The sequence below is a fragment of the Pseudoalteromonas sp. SG43-8 genome (assembly GCF_014164245.1).
GTDB lineage: Bacteria > Pseudomonadota > Gammaproteobacteria > Enterobacterales > Alteromonadaceae > Pseudoalteromonas > Pseudoalteromonas distincta.
The window spans coordinates 269145-285050 of record NZ_JACJEX010000004.1; the positions used below are offsets into that span (position 1 = coordinate 269145).

Here is a 15906-nt window from a genome sequence, read left to right on the forward strand (position 1 = left end):
TCTGGAAGGCCTAAAACGATAAAAGGGCCTTTCGGCCCTTGGTGAAGTATCGTTCAAGTCAGATAGAGCTTTAACCCCTTAAAGCGCTATCCTCTTGTTTTGCAACACCGGTGTTCATCTCAATAAGTTTCTAAGCTAGCGAGAGGAAAAACCCAGCAATTGCTGCGCTCATAAGGTTAGCCATAGATCCTGCTAACACTGCTCTGAGCCCTAAGCGTGCGATATCCTTCCGCCGACTAGGCGCCATACCGCCTAACCCACCTAGTAAAATGGCTATCGATGATAGGTTAGCAAAGCCACATAGAGCAAAAGTAACAATTGCTTGTGTGTGTGCGCTTAACGTATCACGATAATTTATAAAGTCTAAGTAAGCAACAAACTCGTTCACTACTATCTTTTGACCAATAAAGCTGCCGGCTATAATTGCCTCATCCCATGGCACACCTAGTAACCATGCAACAGGAGCAAATACATAACCTAATATTTCTTGAAGCGTTAATGTTGGGTAATCAAACCACCCGCCAATACCACCTAATAAACCGTTTAGTAGTGCAATTAGCGCTACAAAAGCAAGTAACATTGCACCAACGTTAAGTGCTAAATGCATACCATTTGCTGCACCTGATGCAGCTGCATCAATTACATTAACTGGTTTATCATCATCATTTAAATCTAGATCTGCTAAGTTATCTTTAGGCGTTTCAGTTTCTGGCACAATCATTTTTGCCATTAAAAAACCACCAGGAGCAGCCATAAAGCTCGCTGCTATTAAATACTTAAGATCTACGCCAATAATAACGTAACCGGCCATTACAGAGCCTGCCACAGTGGCTAAGCCACCTACCATCACTGCAAACAATTCCGATTTAGTCATTGTTGCTATAAATGGCTTAACTATCAGCGGTGCTTCAGTTTGACCAACAAAAATATTTGCCGTTGCTGAAAGCGATTCTGTGCGAGAGGTTTTCAATAATTTTTGTAAACCGCCGCCTAAAATCCTAATTATCCAATCCATAATGCCAAGGTGATATAACACAGCAACAAGTGCTGAGAAAAACACGATAACAGGCAAAACTTGAATCGCAAAAATAAAACCTAATGTGTCTTGTGAGGCAAGTGGGCCAAACAAAAACCCAATACCGTCGTTTGCATAACCAATAACCGACGATACGGCTGCTGACATGCTCGTTAACACATTTTTTCCTGCTTCAAAAAACAGGACAAAACCGCCGATAACTACTTGCATCGCAAATGCTATACCAACGGTTCTTAAATTAATTGCCTTGCGATTAGTTGATGCCGCAAAGGCAATGCTTAGTAGCACACACATGCCTACTAAGCTCATAAATGTTGTCATACAAATGTTTCCCGTTGTTATTCTTGTAGTAAATATTTTATCTTACTTTTTATTATATCAATCGCAACGCGGTTCATACCGCCTCGAGTCACAACTAAATCTGCATTATGCTTAGAAGGCTCAATAAATTGATAAAACATCGGTCTAACAGTTGCTTGATATTGCTCAACAACAGATTGTAATGTTCTGCCTCGTTGCTCCATATCACGTTGCATACGACGCATTAAGCAAATATCTAAAGGCGTATCTATAAACACCTTAATATCAAATTCTTTATTAAGCGCTTTGTCACTCAATAATAAAATACCTTCAACAATGAGTATTTTAGCAGCAGGCACTCGGCGAGTTTTCTCGCTACGTGTATGCTGTGCATAATCATACGTTGGTACTTCAACTGAATTCCCACTACGAAGCTGTGTTAAATGCTCAAGCATTAACGCATGTTCAAATGCATCAGGATGGTCGTAATTCGTTTGCGTACGATGCGCCATCGGTAAATGCGACTGATCCTTGTAGTAAGCATCTTCTTCAATAATGGCGATAGCGCCTGGTTCAAGCTCATTAACCAATTCATTGTATATAGTTTGGCTAAAAAGAGATTTGCCCGACGCAGACGCGCCTGCAATAGCTATAATAGTAGTTCGTGTCACTAAAGTTCTCACCCACACAGAAGGATATATTGTTGGTAGATCACAATAGCAAAAAAGACACGATTAATCTCTTTTGCTTCGCTTAAGAATGCAAATTTATAATGTTTAGGTTTTATGAAACAGGACTTTTGTCCTGTACGGAAAAATCGATCAGCGGATAAAGTAACCACCTAGAATCAAAGTGAGGTCAAAATGGCAAGAGCAATTATCTTAATGGCAGATAGCCTAGGAATCGGTGCAGCACCAGATGCAGATAAATTCGGCGATCTTGGGGCTAATACATTCGCTCACTTACTAAAAGCATATTACGACGAAACAGGCGCTGCATTATCGCTTCCTAACCTATCAAAACTTGGGTTAGTGGATGCATGTGAAGCTGCCGGTGGAGAACCGTGTTTAATTTCAGACCGCCAAGCTTCTCAAGGAGCATGGGGTTACGCTAAAGAATTATCTAGCGGAAAAGACACGCCATCAGGTCATTGGGAAATGGCAGGAGTACCTGTGTTATTTGATTGGGGATATTTCCCAAAAACACAGCCAAGTTTCCCACAAGAATTTATAGACGAGTTTATAGCTCGTACTGGTATTCCTGGCATTTTAGGCAACTGCCATGCATCGGGAACAACCATTTTAGAACAGCTAGGTGAAGAGCACGTAAAAACAGGTAAACCAATCTGTTACACCTCAGCTGATAGCGTGTTTCAAATAGCCGCGCATGAAGAGTCATTCGGCCTAGAGAAGCTTTATCAAGTTTGCGAAATCGCACGGGCGCTACTTGATGAAATGAATATAGGACGAGTGATTGCGCGGCCATTTTTGGGTTCAAATAGCCAAGACTTTGCTCGAACGGGTAATCGTCGCGACTATTCAGTGCTTCCGCCAGCACCAACATTGCTAGATGTGTTAGCAAAAGACGGCGGCGAAGTAATTAGTATTGGTAAAATTTCAGATATTTACGCGCATCAGGGCATAACCCAAAAGCATAAAGCACCTGGGCTTATGAACTTGCTAGAAAAAACCAGCGAAGTAATGAAAAGCGCACCAGAACACAGCTTAATCTTTACTAACCTAGTTGATTTTGATGAAAAATTTGGTCATCGCCGTAACCCAGTAGGTTATGCAAAAGCATTAAAAGAATTTGATGACTATTTACCAACTATACTAAAACAGTTAAACGCAGATGATATATTAATGATCACTGCAGATCACGGTTGTGACCCAACCTTTCCAGGTTCTGAGCACACTCGCGAATACGTACCGGTTATTGCATATAAACCAGGTATGAGTAACACACCTCTAGGTGAACGCAACAGCTTTGCAGATATCGGTCAAACACTGGCACAGTGGTTTAACTTATCTGCGCTTGATTACGGCGACAGTTTTTTAAATGAGCTAACAACGCCAAATAAAAAGGAAAACAATTAATGAGTACTCCGCATATCAGTGCAAACGTTGGTGATTTCGCCGAAACAGTATTAATGCCAGGCGATCCGCTACGTGCGCAATATATTGCTGAAAACTTTTTAGATGATGCAGTACAAGTTACAGGTGTTCGTAACATGTACGGTTTCACTGGTACTTACAAAGGTAAGCCAGTAAGCATCATGGGTTCAGGCATGGGCATTCCATCAATGTCTATTTATGCACGTGAGCTAATTGTAAGCTTTGGCGTTAAAAATATTATACGTATTGGTACGTGTGGCGGTATTGGCACAGATATCAAAATCCGTGACGTAATTTTTGCACAAGGTGCAAGCACAGATTCAAACGTAAACCGTGCACGTGTTCGTGGCTACGATTTTGCTGCTATTGCTAACTTTGACTTACTTTTAAACGGTGTAAACGCCGCTAAAGAGCTAGGAATTGAAGCAAAAGTAGGTAACGTATTTACAACCGACACTTTCTACCAAGCAGACGACTCGTTCTATAAAGACTTAGACAAGTTAGGCATGCTAGCAGTAGATATGGAAACAGCAGGTTTATATGGCGTTGCAGCTGAATACGGCGCAAACGCAATGGCATTATTTACAGTAAGTGACCACGTAATCACCGGTGAAGCAACACCTGCTGATGAGCGTCAAAGCACGTTTAACGAAATGGTTAAAATTGCATTAGAGTCAATAGCTTAAATAATATATAACAGTTCCTTGGTAACGTATTCACTAAGTTTTGGAGACACGCCCAAAGTGAAGTGAGACTAACCTCCAAAGCCGCATTTTATGCGGCTTTTTTTATGCCTGAAGAAAATGGGTAGCAGCTTCTAATTACTTAATCACCCATCCTAAAAACTATGTTTTTAAACGCCTGCAAGCAGCGCGTCTACAGGTAAATTAAACTGCTGAGTGTAAGTTTTCCACGTAGGCGCTAAGCTTGCTCGCGCGAGAAGCGCAGCTTCTAATTACTTAATCACCCATCCTAAAAACTACGTTTTTAAAGGCCCGCAAGCAGCGCGTCTATAAGTGAGTTTTAACCACCGCGTTAAGTTTTCCACGTAGGCGCTAAGCTTGCTCGCGCGAGAAGCGCAGCTTCTAATTACTTAATCAACCATCTAAAAACTGCGTTTTTAAACGCCTGCAAGCAGCGCGTCTACAGGTAAATTAAACTGCTGAGTGTAAGTTTTCCACGTAGGCGCTAAGCTTGCTCGCGCGAGAAGCGTAGCTTCTAATTACTTAATTACACAACAAACTTTACCTTTAAAAACATAAAAAAGGGCCAAAGCCCTTTTTTATGGTGTTGCGCCTAATCATACAGGCTAAATTCTGAGTGCTTAAACAACTTCACCAGCCACTATCGTATTAAAGCTGTCGTTGTCATGCAGGCTTGCAAATGCGCTCTCGTGTAATAATTCATTACGTAAGTTTGGAGAGTATTCAAGTGCCATTTTAATATCGGCTAATGCATCAGCATGCTTATGTGTTAGTGCATAAGCACAGGCTCGTTGCCAATAGGCATAACCATAGTCACTATCTATATCAATAGCTTGATTACACAGCTCAATGGCTTGTGCTGTTTCATTAATTTCTAGTAGTGCATCGGCTTTATAAGCAATGGCTTCCACATCTTCAGGTTTGCGATTGAGTATTTCATCAAAAATTTCAATTTTATTTGCAAAATCACTTTCTAGGTTTGCGCGCATCCACAGCGAATGAACTTCGTTAGTCACCGATATGCGTTCTTGGTTGCTGAGTATTTCTTCTGAGCGAACGCGTAGTTTTTCTTCAAGAATTTTTAATCGGTCTTCATACTCGTCTGTAATTACACTCACACGCGTATTTACAATATCTTCTACTTTGTTTTTAACATCGCGCAACGAGTTCCAACCCACTAAAACTAAAATCGACGCCGTAGCGGTAATTATAAAAAACACATTATTAATGGTATCTGTAGTGTACGTTAATGCGCGATCGGCAGTATCAAGCTGCGCATGAGTAACCTGCTTAGTTACATCTTCACGAAGCTTTTGCTGATCTTGCCTAACTGCTTTTAGCTCATCTAATATGTAACGCTCCATTAGCGGCTTATACATAGGCTCTTTGAGTTGTTGAAGAGCTTGTTGCTCTTGTTGTGCTGTAGGTGAAGCTGGTTGCTTTTCAGCAGAGTTCACTATGCCTGAAAACAAAGTTAAACAAACAAAAAGTACAGATAGGTAATAACGCATTGGTACGCCTAATTAAATTAATTACTGTAATAACTTTAACATGCAGGGCTTAATGGCACTAGGGCGTGTTGTTCTTTGTGGATTAAAATTGACCTAATTTAGATAGGAGCAATAGTTGTGAGAATTTTTTAGCCTAGTGAGCTTAGCAATAATAGGGTTAAACCTGAGCATATTACCCATGCTCAGGTAATTTGAGTAAAAATAGGCAAAAAAAAACCAGCTCAAGGTGAGCTGGCAAAAACTGCTTAAAACAACAATATGTCGTAGGGATTCACAGGGGAACAACTTCATAATAACTGAATATTTATGAACAAATACTTAATTCAATTCAACTAGTTAAAAATATAAGAATACTCAAAGTATTCGGTTTATAAAGTAAAGGTGCATTGGGCTTAAGTAATGCACCTTTATCATTATAACTATCTAACTACAATTTCATGGTGAAGGGGGGTATTCCAATGTGCGCTTTAGTAAACTAAAGCCACTTTCAAACCCTTCACATACCATTACGCCGAAATTTTTCAATTCGATCACAGGTCTAGTAAAAAGATTAAGGTTAATTCACCGATTTTGAATTTTTATTTTGCGTAATACTTTATATGAGCACCATCTGACTTTTCACTATTATTTTAAACGCCACTTTAAGCTTATTGTTAAATACATCATTAACGTAAGGGCAATCAAAAATATAAATTGGAGCAATCGTTTTAAATAGTATGTTGAGGTTGGCGTAGCATAATTTATACGCCTATATTAAGGATACGTAAGCACTTAGGTAGGCACGCTGAGTAAAAAGTAAGCCTATTAAATAAATATAACCGTTACTTTTTAAAAAGTTATAAACACATAAGCAATAATACTGATTGATTAAGTATTTTACCTTTCTATTATAAGGATTTCACAATGAGCAAGCCAACAGCGGGTAAATGCCCTGTTATGCACGGTAGTAATTCAGTTGTTTCTAAAGTAAACACCGATTGGTGGCCAAACACACTCAACTTAGACATTCTTCATCAACACGATACTAAATCAAATCCATACGGCACTAATTTTAACTACGCAGAAGCATTTAAATCTCTAGATTTAGACGAAGTAAAAGCCGACTTAAAAACCTTTATGACCGACAGCCAAGATTGGTGGCCTGCCGATTGGGGCCATTACGGTGGTTTAATGATTCGTATGGCATGGCACTCAGCGGGTACGTACCGTTTATCTGATGGTCGTGGTGGCGCAAGTACCGGTAACCAACGTTTCTCGCCTTTAAATTCATGGCCAGATAACGCAAGCTTAGATAAAGCACGCAGACTTTTATGGCCACTTAAGAAAAAATACGGTAACAAACTCTCATGGGCCGATTTATTTATTCTTGCTGGTAATATGGCATACGAATCAATGGGTCTTAAAATTTATGGTTTTGCGGGCGGCCGTGAAGACATTTGGCATCCAGAAAAAGATATTTACTGGGGTGCAGAAAAAGAATGGTTAGCACCAAGTGATGAACGCTACGACAATGTAGAAAAACCAGACACCATGGAAAATCCATTAGCCGCAGTACAAATGGGCCTAATTTACGTTAACCCTGAAGGTGTTAATGGTATACCCGATCCACAAAAAACGGCAGATCACGTACGTGAAACATTTGCTCGCATGGCAATGGATGACGAAGAAACCGCAGCGCTAACAGTGGGCGGCCATACAGTAGGTAAAACTCACGGTAATGGTAAAGCAGAGCACTTAGGTCCAGAGCCAGAAGCAGCAGACGTACACGAGCAAGGTTTAGGTTGGAACAGCACCAAAGAAGGCGGCTTTGGTCGTCATACTGTAACTTCTGGCCTTGAAGGTGCATGGACCACACACCCAACTACATGGGATAACGGATACTGCCACTTACTTTTAAATTACGAATGGGAACTTACTAAAAGCCCAGCTGGCGCTCATCAGTGGGAGCCTGTAAATATTAAAGAAGAAGACAAACCAGTAGACGTAGAAGACCCATCAATTCGTTTAAACCCAATGATGACCGATGCCGATATGGCCATGAAAGTGGACCCTGCGTACCGTAAAATTATTGAGCGTTTTTATAACGACTTTGAATACTTCTCTGATGTATTTGCACGCGCATGGTTTAAGCTAACTCACCGCGATTTAGGTCCTAAAGCATGTTACTTAGGTAAAGATGTACCAAGCGAAGACCTAATTTGGCAAGATCCTATTCCAGCAGTTGATTACACATTATCAGACGATGAAATCACAAGCTTAAAAGCACAGCTACTTGATTGCGGTGTAAGCGCGAGTGATTTAATAAATACAGCGTGGGATAGTGCGCGTACGTATCGTGGTTCTGATAAACGCGGTGGCGCAAATGGCGCACGTATTCGTCTAGCACCACAAAAAGATTGGCATGGTAACGAACCTGCGCGTTTAGCAAGTGTACTTAGTGCCCTTGAAAAAGTACAAGCGGGTTTATCTAAGCTAGTAAGCATGGCTGATTTAATCGTATTAGGTGGCACAGCGGCTGTAGAGCAAGCTGCAAAACAAGCCGGTGTTAATGTAACAGTACCATTTGCACCAGGACGAGGGGACGCAACAGACGAAATGACTGATGCAGAATCGTTCGATCCGCTTGAGCCTGTTCATGATGGATTTAGAAACTACCTTAAAAATGACTTTAGCGTATCCTCAGAAGAGCTATTGTTAGAGCGCAGCCAATTAATGGGCTTAACAGCACCAGAAATGACTGCACTTATGGGCGGCATGCGTGTACTAGGCACAAACTACGCAGGCACTAAACATGGTGTATTTACTGATAATGTAGGCACGCTATCTACCGACTTTTTTGTAAACCTAACCGACATGGCTAACAACTGGAAGCCACTAGAGCCAGGTATATATAATATTGTTGAACGCAAAACAGGCACCATTAAATGGACTGCCACACGCGTAGATTTAGTGTTTGGTTCAAACTCTATTTTACGTGCCCTAAGTGAATTTTATGCACAAGACGATAATAAAGAACGTTTTGTACATGACTTTGTAAATGCATGGGTAAAAGTAATGAACGCAGACAGGTTCGATCTTAAATAATCTGTACGCTAAATAAAAACGGGGGAGTATTGAATACTCCCCCGTTTTTTATGCGTTTTAATTTCACGGCTAGATAAGCCCGCTTTTTTTAAAGCAATAAAACTTATAAAAGTGCAAAAAGCTTTTGTAGTTGTGGCATATATTCGCTCACAAGTTCAAGGTTGTTTTCGCTTACTAAAGATTCTGTAGACTCCTCAGCTGCGCTTGATGATTTACCAAACGAACTCATTAATGAGCTAGCGCCTTTATCTTTAGCACTTTTCATACTTTGAAAACCGCCCATTACTTTATTAGCAGTTTCTTGATTATCAGCAGAAAGGCCCGACTTAAGATTTTCGATATAAGCCATTGATACTTCAGAACCTACAGTTACTAGCTGCTCTGGCGTAAAACCGTAACGGTTTGTAACACTCGCAAAGCTTTTGTATAGGTCTTGTTCTTTAATCATGCTTAATGCACTGTTAGCTAAAGAGCTTTGTTCGCCAACACTTTGATCTGCAGAACCACCTAGCATACTTGCTAAATCTAAGTCTTTTAACGACTCTTGGCTGCTTGCCCAGCTAGTCACAGCTGGCAGTGCTTTCATATAGCTTTGAAGTTGACCTTTGTTAATATCCTCTGCAAGGCTTGAGAAACTCATCGCTAATAAGCTAAGTGATACAAGTATTTTTTTCATTGAGCATTTCCTAGTATTAAAGTAGTGCCAATTAGAAACTAATAAGCAACACTTGCCAATACAAAATAAAATATTGGCTGATTTATAGTACAATTTATGAGAATTTATTTAAGTTCTAAGAATTTAGTCGATTCACCACAAGCTAATGTACTGATGATATAATGTATTTTTGACAAATAGAGCTGAACACAATGTTAACAATTTCAAATACTGTCACTATCGATGAATGGGAACTAGAGCTCACAGCTATTCGTTCGCAAGGTGCCGGTGGTCAAAATGTTAATAAAGTAGCAAGTGCAATTCATTTACGTTTTGACATTAACCGCTCTAAATTACCTGACTTCTACAAAGAACGCTTACTTGCCTTAAATGATACAAGAATTACCAAAGACGGCGTTTTAATCATTAAAGCGCAAAGCCACCGTACCCAAGAGCTAAACAGGGAAGATGCCCTTAAGCGTTTAAAGGATTTAATTCTTAGTGCTACGGTAGTTAATAAGGCGCGTCGAGCCACCAAGCCCAGCCGTAATTCACAGCGAAAGCGCATGGACAAAAAAACCAAACATGGGCAAAACAAAGCGCTACGCGGCAGCATAAAGTTTTAGCTTTAAATGGTATTAATAAAGTAGAGAAGGGGCTTGATGTTTACATGCAGGCACTATTTTTACACCGTATTGCTTGTATAAAAATATAAGTGAGGGCTAGCCTCACTTATAATAACTATTAATATTTACTTAGCCATCTCTAAATCAGATTCTGCATCTGCCAACATTGCAAACTCTTCATCAGCGCTTTTAGCAACTAAGTGTTTTGAGCTGTAGCCAAAGTAATATACGGCGCCCACAATAAACAGCATCATAGTGTATAAAAATGCACGAGGGTCGAACGCATACACTCCGGTTAATGCTATAAGCGAAAGCACTAAAGCAATACTTGAAGTTACTACACCACCAGGGGTTTTATAAGGGCGAGGTAAGTCAGGTTGTTTAACGCGTAGTAAAATATGGCTCAGCGCCATTAATGCATACGATACCGTTGCACCTACTACAGCCATTGCAAGTATTAAATCACCCTCGCCACTAAGTGATACTAAAAAACCAAATACGGCAGGTACAATCAACGCACGTGCTGGCACTTTGCGATTAGTTGTAATCGACAACGAACGCGATAAATATCCGGCTCTAGATAAAGCAAACACTAAGCGACTATAACCATAAATAATAGAGAAAAACGAAGCAACTAAACCCGCAAGCCCGAATATATTTACTACAGTTGCTAAGCCCTCACTACCCGATGCATTTAATGCATCAACCAAAGGTACAGCACTTGCGCCCATTGCAGCAGCACCGCCAGCGCCAGGCACTAAAACAACAACTAAAAAAGCAGTAAATAACAAAAAGATCATTGCACCAATAATGCCTTTTGGCACATCTTTAGCGGGATCTTTTGCCTCTTCTGCAGCAAGCGGTACACCTTCCACCGCTAAAAATAACCACATGGCAAACGGTAATGCAGCCCAAACCCCGTACCAACCTAAAGGTAAAAACTCACTGGCTCCCACTGCATCGGTTACGGGGACGTCAAATAAGCGTGATGCATCAAAATTTGTAATTAAAACAAAAGCCGTTGCAATAATAGCTAATACTGCTAAACCACTTATTACCATCATTACTTTAAGTGCTTCTCCTACGCCTGCTAAATGAATTCCCACAAATAGTAAGTAAAATAATGCATATACCCATGGTCCATTAAACCCAGTGAGGGCTTCAACTGCAGAGCCTATAAAAATAACAATAGCAGCGGGTGCTAAGGCGTATTCAATTAATACCGCAAGCCCGGTTAAATAGCCTCCCGCAGGCCCCATAGCTTGGCGCGCAAAACTATAACCACCGCCTGCTGCAGGTATTGCAGCTGACATTTCAGCAAGCGACAATACCAGCGCTAAATACATAACTGCCATTAACACTGCAGCAATGGCAAAGCCACCCCAACCCGCTTCGGCAATACCAAAGTTCCAACCTGCAAAGTCACCCGATATTACATACGACACACCCAAACCTGCGAGTAATAACCACCCCGCAGTACCTCGTTTTAACTGTCTTTTAGCAAGGTACTCTGTATTATTAGTAGACATAACCCTTCTCCGTTGATGTTTAGTTTTTATTGTTTTATTTCATGTGTTTTTAATTAAAATTACTCAGCAATTAAAAAGTTAGTGGTTGAAACCTGATGCTCAATTACATCGTCTTGTGTACGGTCTTTTAAATTAACCCCAGTTAGTTTTAGTTTTTTAGCTTCACGTAATAAGTACAGCGCACGCCTAGCCGCTTCTGTATAAGGTAGGCCTGCTGGGCGAATATTCGATATGCAATTACGACATGCATCGTTAAGTCCTGTTTTAGGCTCCCATGTTAAATACAAGCCAAGGCTATCTGGCGAACTAAGTCCTGGGCGCTCTCCTATTAACACCATAACCACCTGCGCATTTAGCAACTCACCTATATCGTCGCCAATTGCTACTCGACCTTGTTCAACCAAAGTAATGGGGGCAATTTTAAATTGCTTGTCTGTTGTAAGGTGCGCTAATAGCTCTGTTATAAATGGGCATGCATTTTTTTGTACCGCCAACGAGGAGAGTCCATCAACCACTACAATCGCTAAATCGTATTTAGCCTGCGTAGTGTGCTTTTGTTTATTCATATAGCTGAGAAGTATTTGCCTACCATTTTCATCAAGCTTGCGGCCTAAATCGGGTCGCTGAAGGTAAGTAACCCTGTCAACGGCTTGGCTGTGTAAATGCAGGGGAGGGTCAACCTCTTTTAGAGCACTAATACTGCCTATTTGCTCAGTCATTTTGTTAATATCAAGCGGAAAACTCACCGCATCGCGTGCTTGTGCATGAGATAGCTGAAAAGCCAGCATTTCTGAGGTGGGTAAACTTATACCCGCACGCCCAAGCCCAATACGGGCGTCGGTAAAACGGCGTAAATCACTCCAAGGGTTATGCACTACATTACCGTTATTTTTATGCTCGTTTACTGAGTCATCTAAAGGAGTGCTCTGTTTTAAACGTGATTTCATGAGCCACCTCCAGTAATTGCACCCAGAGGTTTAGCAAAAGCGGGAGGCAAGGTATCTGAAAGTGTAATATCGGTAGTGCTTTGCATTATTTTCATTTTGCTTAGCCATGCTTCAAACTCGGGGGCAGGTCTAGAGCCAAGTACACGGCGAACATATAATGCATCATGAAAAGACGTAGTTTGGTAATTAAGCATAATATCGTCAGAGCCAGGTATTCCCATTACAAACGAGCAACCAGCAACACCTAATAGCGTAAGCAAGTTATCCATATCGTTTTGATCAGCCTCTGCATGATTGGTGTAACACACATCGCATCCCATCGGTATGCCTAGTAACTTAGCGCAAAAATGATCCTCAAGTCCTGCTCGGGTAATTTCTTTACCATCAAACAAATATTCAGGGCCAATAAACCCCACCACGGTATTAACCAGTAACGGGTTAAACTTACGAGCAACGGCATAAGCGCGAGCTTCGCACGTTTGCTGATCAAGCTCATGATGCGCATTTGCTGAAAGCGAACTGCCTTGCCCAGTTTCAAAATACATTACATTATTGCCAACAGTGCCACGCTTTAAACTCAAAGCGGCATCTTGCGCTTCAGCCAAGGTATTTAAATTAAAACCAAAACTTGAATTAGTAGCCTCTGTGCCACCAATCGACTGAAATACTAAATCAACTGGTGCGCCAGCTTCTATACATTCAATGGTGTTAGTAACATGGGTGAGCACGCAGCTTTGGGTCGGTATGGCGTACTTTTGAATAACATCATCCATTAACGTCATTAACTTAATGGCTTGGGCAACGTTATCGGTTGCAGGGTTTATACCTATTACTGCATCGCCATTACCGTATAGCAAACCATCAAGCATGCATGCAGCAATACCATTAATATCGTCAGTTGGGTGATTTGGTTGTAAACGTGTAGATAAATGCCCGGGGAGGCCAATAGTATTTCTAAAAGCACTCGTAACATGGCACTTTTTAGCAATTAATATGAGATCTTGATTGCGCATTATTTTGCTAACTGCAGCAGCCATTTCCGGCGTAATACCTTGCCTTATACTTGCAAGTACAGCAGGTGTTGCAAAGTCACTTAAAAGCCAATTACGAAAATCGCCTACGGTTAAATGTGCAATAGCCATAAAGGCATTCGCATCGTGCTCGTCAATAATTAAGCGTGTAATTTCGTCATCTTCGTAGGGAATAAGTACCTCATTTAAAAATGTTTTAAGAGGAATATCCGCCAATGTCATTTGTGCCACAGCACGTTCTTGTGCTGATTGTGCAATTACGCCCGCTAAGCGATCACCCGAACGCTGCGGTGTAGCTTTAGCCATTAACTGGGCTAAGTTCTTGAATTTATAAGTATGTGTACCTAAAGTGTAACTGTACGCTTGCCCCATGATTTACTCCACATAACTAATATGATCAACCTTGGTATAGGTTTAGCCGCATCTTTAGCTATAAATCAATATTGAATAGTTACAAGACAGCTTATTTTGTACCAAGTAACTATCGAATTTCGGCAAAAGATTATTTATTAATCCAATTCAATTGGTTACACACGCAAAGCGGTGTTAACTTAAGCATAATGAAAGTGTAACGAAAAAGAGCATCCCCGATATGGCGCAGCAAAGTAGCTTTAACGCACCACTAAAGAGCAAGGTGCAAACACACGATATAGACGAGCAAGCGCATAGCCTTACTCAATGGCAGCAAAAATACGATCAAATGAGCGACGGCAGCTTTTATGGTTGTATTGAAGAAACGGATTACGCCAATATTCATGTGTTTAAAGAATACACTGAGCGAGCGCTTCGTCAGCAATGTAACATAGCCCCTAATTCGGTTTGGCTTGGTATTCCTTGTCAGTCACAGCAAAGTAAAATTAATGGTTTAAGTGTGGCAAGTAATCAATTTATGTGCCGTACAAGTGATAACGACTTTGAGCTGATAACCCCTGAGCAATTTAATATTTATGGTTTGGTAATCGATTGGAACTCAATTGAATATATGGCGCAGCTACAAGGCGTAACATTGAAAAACCTCGTATCTGCACAATCAGCTCGCTTATCGGTGAGTAACTCATCTTTGCAAACGGCAAGGCAAATAATTAATAGCATGGTTGTAGGCAAGGGCTTTGGACTTAAAACCGAATCGCAACAAGATATGCTAAACATGTTGGCACTACACTTATTACAAGCAGACAATCCGCAGCAAAATATTGCGCCAAGTTATAAACATCGAAAAGCCGTAGTAGATAAAGTAAAAGATTACGTAGCCACAAATCCACAAAACCCAATAACCATAACTGAGCTGTGCGAGCTTGCTTTTGTAAGTAGGCGCACACTTCAATATAGCTTTGAGAGTATTTTAGGAATTAACCCTTTGCGGTTTTTACGTTTAACACGCTTAAATAATGTAAGGCGAGAGCTAAAAAAACCAAACCAAGATAAGCCCATTTCAGTAATAGCAGCCAATTGGGGATTTTGGCACGCGGGACAATTTGCTAAAGATTACACGCAACTATTTGGTGAAAACCCATCACAAACAGTTAAAAATAATAGTTTTAAAGGTTAAAAATGACACTTCTAACTTGAGTATAAGCACCTGTAGACGTGCAGCTTGCTGGCGTTTAAAAGCACCGCTTTTACATTTAGTCGGCTGCATTAGTAACAAGTAACTTAATCATCACCGAAAAGTGAAAGAGAAAACAAGGACCAGTGACTAACATTACTCGTGTTTTCTTTGTGTAGTGCACAGCGCATCGGTAAACTCGGTGGTGAAATACCATATAACTTAAACAAATGGACTTTGTCTGCTCATTTACTCCTCTTTTTCTTCTCTTTGTGCATTCATATTTTAAGGGCTGTTATTCACAAAGAGGTTTGGAGGCGCTGGGCTTTTAGAGGACAGCTTGGAAGTTAAAATAATAAAGAACTAAAAGTAAAAGCGAGGTATAAAACCTCGCTTACTATATTCAAAAGCCCTATTTGATCGGTGCTATTTAAGCCGCGATTAAATAGGACTCTTGTCCTGAATGCTTGTTGTTGCGTTTAAACGAGCCTTTGCCTTTTTTAGCTTTAACCACTTGTGGTTTAAATAATTTAGAGGTGACCATCGCCGCTAGTGCATTGTGGTTTATAACGCCTCGTCCTGTGTCTACCGCGCTGGTGTTTACGGTTTTTGCTTTAGATTTTTTAGTCATATATTTCCTATCAACTAATGGTTATTTTAAGTTAAATAATAAAGAGGCTTTTATATTGGCCTATTTAAAAGATGGCGATTGTAGACTTAATTTTCAACCGCGCAAGTATTTTTAACATCCATTTGGTAGTTTTTTAATAATAAAAAAGCATAAAAAAAGCGCAGTTAATAACTGCGCTTAATATTACTTAGT

Annotated in this window: 13 protein-coding genes; 5 read left to right on the plus strand and 8 right to left on the minus strand. The window is 40.5% G+C overall.

Going from position 1 to position 15906, the window contains the following annotated elements:
- Positions 1–130: 130 nt before the first annotated feature.
- Both H5122_RS10660 and udk read right to left on the minus strand, forming a co-directional pair.
- Positions 131–1357 carry a NupC/NupG family nucleoside CNT transporter gene (locus tag H5122_RS10660; RefSeq protein WP_182681868.1) on the minus strand — a complete coding sequence of 409 codons (1227 nt, stop codon included), beginning with the start codon at positions 1355–1357 and terminating at the stop codon, positions 131–133.
- 17 nt (positions 1358–1374) lie between these two features.
- Positions 1375–2007, minus strand: a complete 633-nt coding sequence (udk, locus tag H5122_RS10665) for a uridine kinase (RefSeq protein ID WP_024596281.1) — start codon at positions 2005–2007, stop codon at positions 1375–1377.
- A 192-nt stretch (positions 2008–2199) separates the two neighbouring features.
- Between udk and H5122_RS10670 the strand changes: the two genes are divergently transcribed.
- Both H5122_RS10670 and deoD read left to right on the plus strand, forming a co-directional pair.
- Positions 2200–3432: a phosphopentomutase gene (locus tag H5122_RS10670; RefSeq protein ID WP_149592761.1), complete on the plus strand. Its 1233-nt coding sequence runs from the start codon at positions 2200–2202 to the stop codon at positions 3430–3432.
- The gene (deoD, locus tag H5122_RS10675; RefSeq protein ID WP_024596283.1) at positions 3432–4136 is read left to right on the plus strand and encodes a purine-nucleoside phosphorylase; all 705 of its coding nucleotides are present in this window, start codon (positions 3432–3434) and stop codon (positions 4134–4136) included. The genes H5122_RS10670 and deoD overlap by 1 nt, the downstream gene beginning before the upstream one ends.
- 638 nt (positions 4137–4774) lie before the next feature.
- Here the strand turns inward: deoD and H5122_RS10680 are convergent.
- Complete coding sequence (locus H5122_RS10680) at positions 4775–5665, minus strand: TPR end-of-group domain-containing protein (protein WP_002959108.1); 891 nt, start codon at positions 5663–5665, stop codon at positions 4775–4777.
- 903 nt (positions 5666–6568) lie between these two features.
- Here H5122_RS10680 and katG point away from each other — a divergent pair.
- The gene (gene katG, locus H5122_RS10685; RefSeq protein ID WP_182681867.1) at positions 6569–8749 is read left to right on the plus strand and encodes a catalase/peroxidase HPI; all 2181 of its coding nucleotides are present in this window, start codon (positions 6569–6571) and stop codon (positions 8747–8749) included.
- A gap of 103 nt (positions 8750–8852) precedes the next feature.
- On the opposite strand, the gene H5122_RS10690 is transcribed toward katG, so the two are convergent.
- On the minus strand, positions 8853–9425 hold the full coding sequence (locus H5122_RS10690) for a short-chain dehydrogenase (protein WP_182681866.1): 573 nt from the start codon (positions 9423–9425) through the stop codon (positions 8853–8855).
- Positions 9426–9616: 191 nt separating this feature from the next.
- Here H5122_RS10690 and arfB point away from each other — a divergent pair, with 191 nt between their 5' ends.
- Positions 9617–10030 carry an alternative ribosome rescue aminoacyl-tRNA hydrolase ArfB gene (gene arfB / locus H5122_RS10695; RefSeq protein ID WP_002959105.1) on the plus strand — a complete coding sequence of 138 codons (414 nt, stop codon included), beginning with the start codon at positions 9617–9619 and terminating at the stop codon, positions 10028–10030.
- A 125-nt stretch (positions 10031–10155) separates the two neighbouring features.
- Here arfB and eat read toward each other — a convergent pair whose 3' ends face one another.
- From eat to H5122_RS10710, 3 genes are read right to left on the minus strand one after another with little or no spacing between them, the layout of a single operon-like run.
- Positions 10156–11559, minus strand: a complete 1404-nt coding sequence (gene eat, locus H5122_RS10700) for an ethanolamine permease (protein WP_182681865.1) — start codon at positions 11557–11559, stop codon at positions 10156–10158.
- Between the two features lie 59 nt (positions 11560–11618).
- Entirely contained in the window at positions 11619–12506 is an 888-nt protein-coding gene (gene eutC, locus H5122_RS10705; protein ID WP_182681864.1) for an ethanolamine ammonia-lyase subunit EutC, read from the minus strand.
- Positions 12503–13909, minus strand: a complete 1407-nt coding sequence (locus H5122_RS10710; RefSeq protein WP_002959099.1) for an ethanolamine ammonia-lyase subunit EutB — start codon at positions 13907–13909, stop codon at positions 12503–12505. Before H5122_RS10710 ends, eutC begins: the two co-directional genes overlap by 4 nt.
- A 220-nt stretch (positions 13910–14129) precedes the next feature.
- On the opposite strand from H5122_RS10710, the gene H5122_RS10715 reads away from it, so the two are divergent.
- A complete protein-coding gene (locus tag H5122_RS10715) occupies positions 14130–15086 on the plus strand; it encodes a helix-turn-helix domain-containing protein (protein ID WP_182681863.1) in 957 nt (318 codons plus the stop codon).
- Between the two features lie 427 nt (positions 15087–15513).
- On the opposite strand, the gene arfA is transcribed toward H5122_RS10715, so the two are convergent.
- Entirely contained in the window at positions 15514–15714 is a 201-nt protein-coding gene (gene arfA, locus H5122_RS10720) for a ribosome alternative rescue factor ArfA (RefSeq protein WP_138490164.1), read from the minus strand.
- Positions 15715–15906: the final 192 nt, after the last annotated feature.

What these genes read in the sequence shown, in the direction of transcription:
- H5122_RS10710 (WP_002959099.1), bottom strand. Translation starts at nt 13,909, where the DNA reads ATGGGGCAAGCGTACAGTTACACTTTAGGTACACATACTTATAAATTC.
- H5122_RS10715 (WP_182681863.1), top strand. Translation starts at nt 14,130, where the DNA reads ATGGCGCAGCAAAGTAGCTTTAACGCACCACTAAAGAGCAAGGTGCAA.
- H5122_RS10660 (WP_182681868.1), bottom strand. Translation starts at nt 1,357, where the DNA reads ATGACAACATTTATGAGCTTAGTAGGCATGTGTGTGCTACTAAGCATT.
- katG (WP_182681867.1), top strand. Translation starts at nt 6,569, where the DNA reads ATGAGCAAGCCAACAGCGGGTAAATGCCCTGTTATGCACGGTAGTAAT.
- H5122_RS10680 (WP_002959108.1), bottom strand. Translation starts at nt 5,665, where the DNA reads ATGCGTTATTACCTATCTGTACTTTTTGTTTGTTTAACTTTGTTTTCA.
- H5122_RS10690 (WP_182681866.1), bottom strand. Translation starts at nt 9,425, where the DNA reads ATGAAAAAAATACTTGTATCACTTAGCTTATTAGCGATGAGTTTCTCA.
- eat (WP_182681865.1), bottom strand. Translation starts at nt 11,559, where the DNA reads ATGTCTACTAATAATACAGAGTACCTTGCTAAAAGACAGTTAAAACGA.
- H5122_RS10670 (WP_149592761.1), top strand. Translation starts at nt 2,200, where the DNA reads ATGGCAAGAGCAATTATCTTAATGGCAGATAGCCTAGGAATCGGTGCA.
- eutC (WP_182681864.1), bottom strand. Translation starts at nt 12,506, where the DNA reads ATGAAATCACGTTTAAAACAGAGCACTCCTTTAGATGACTCAGTAAAC.
- arfB (WP_002959105.1), top strand. Translation starts at nt 9,617, where the DNA reads ATGTTAACAATTTCAAATACTGTCACTATCGATGAATGGGAACTAGAG.
- arfA (WP_138490164.1), bottom strand. Translation starts at nt 15,714, where the DNA reads ATGACTAAAAAATCTAAAGCAAAAACCGTAAACACCAGCGCGGTAGAC.
- deoD (WP_024596283.1), top strand. Translation starts at nt 3,432, where the DNA reads ATGAGTACTCCGCATATCAGTGCAAACGTTGGTGATTTCGCCGAAACA.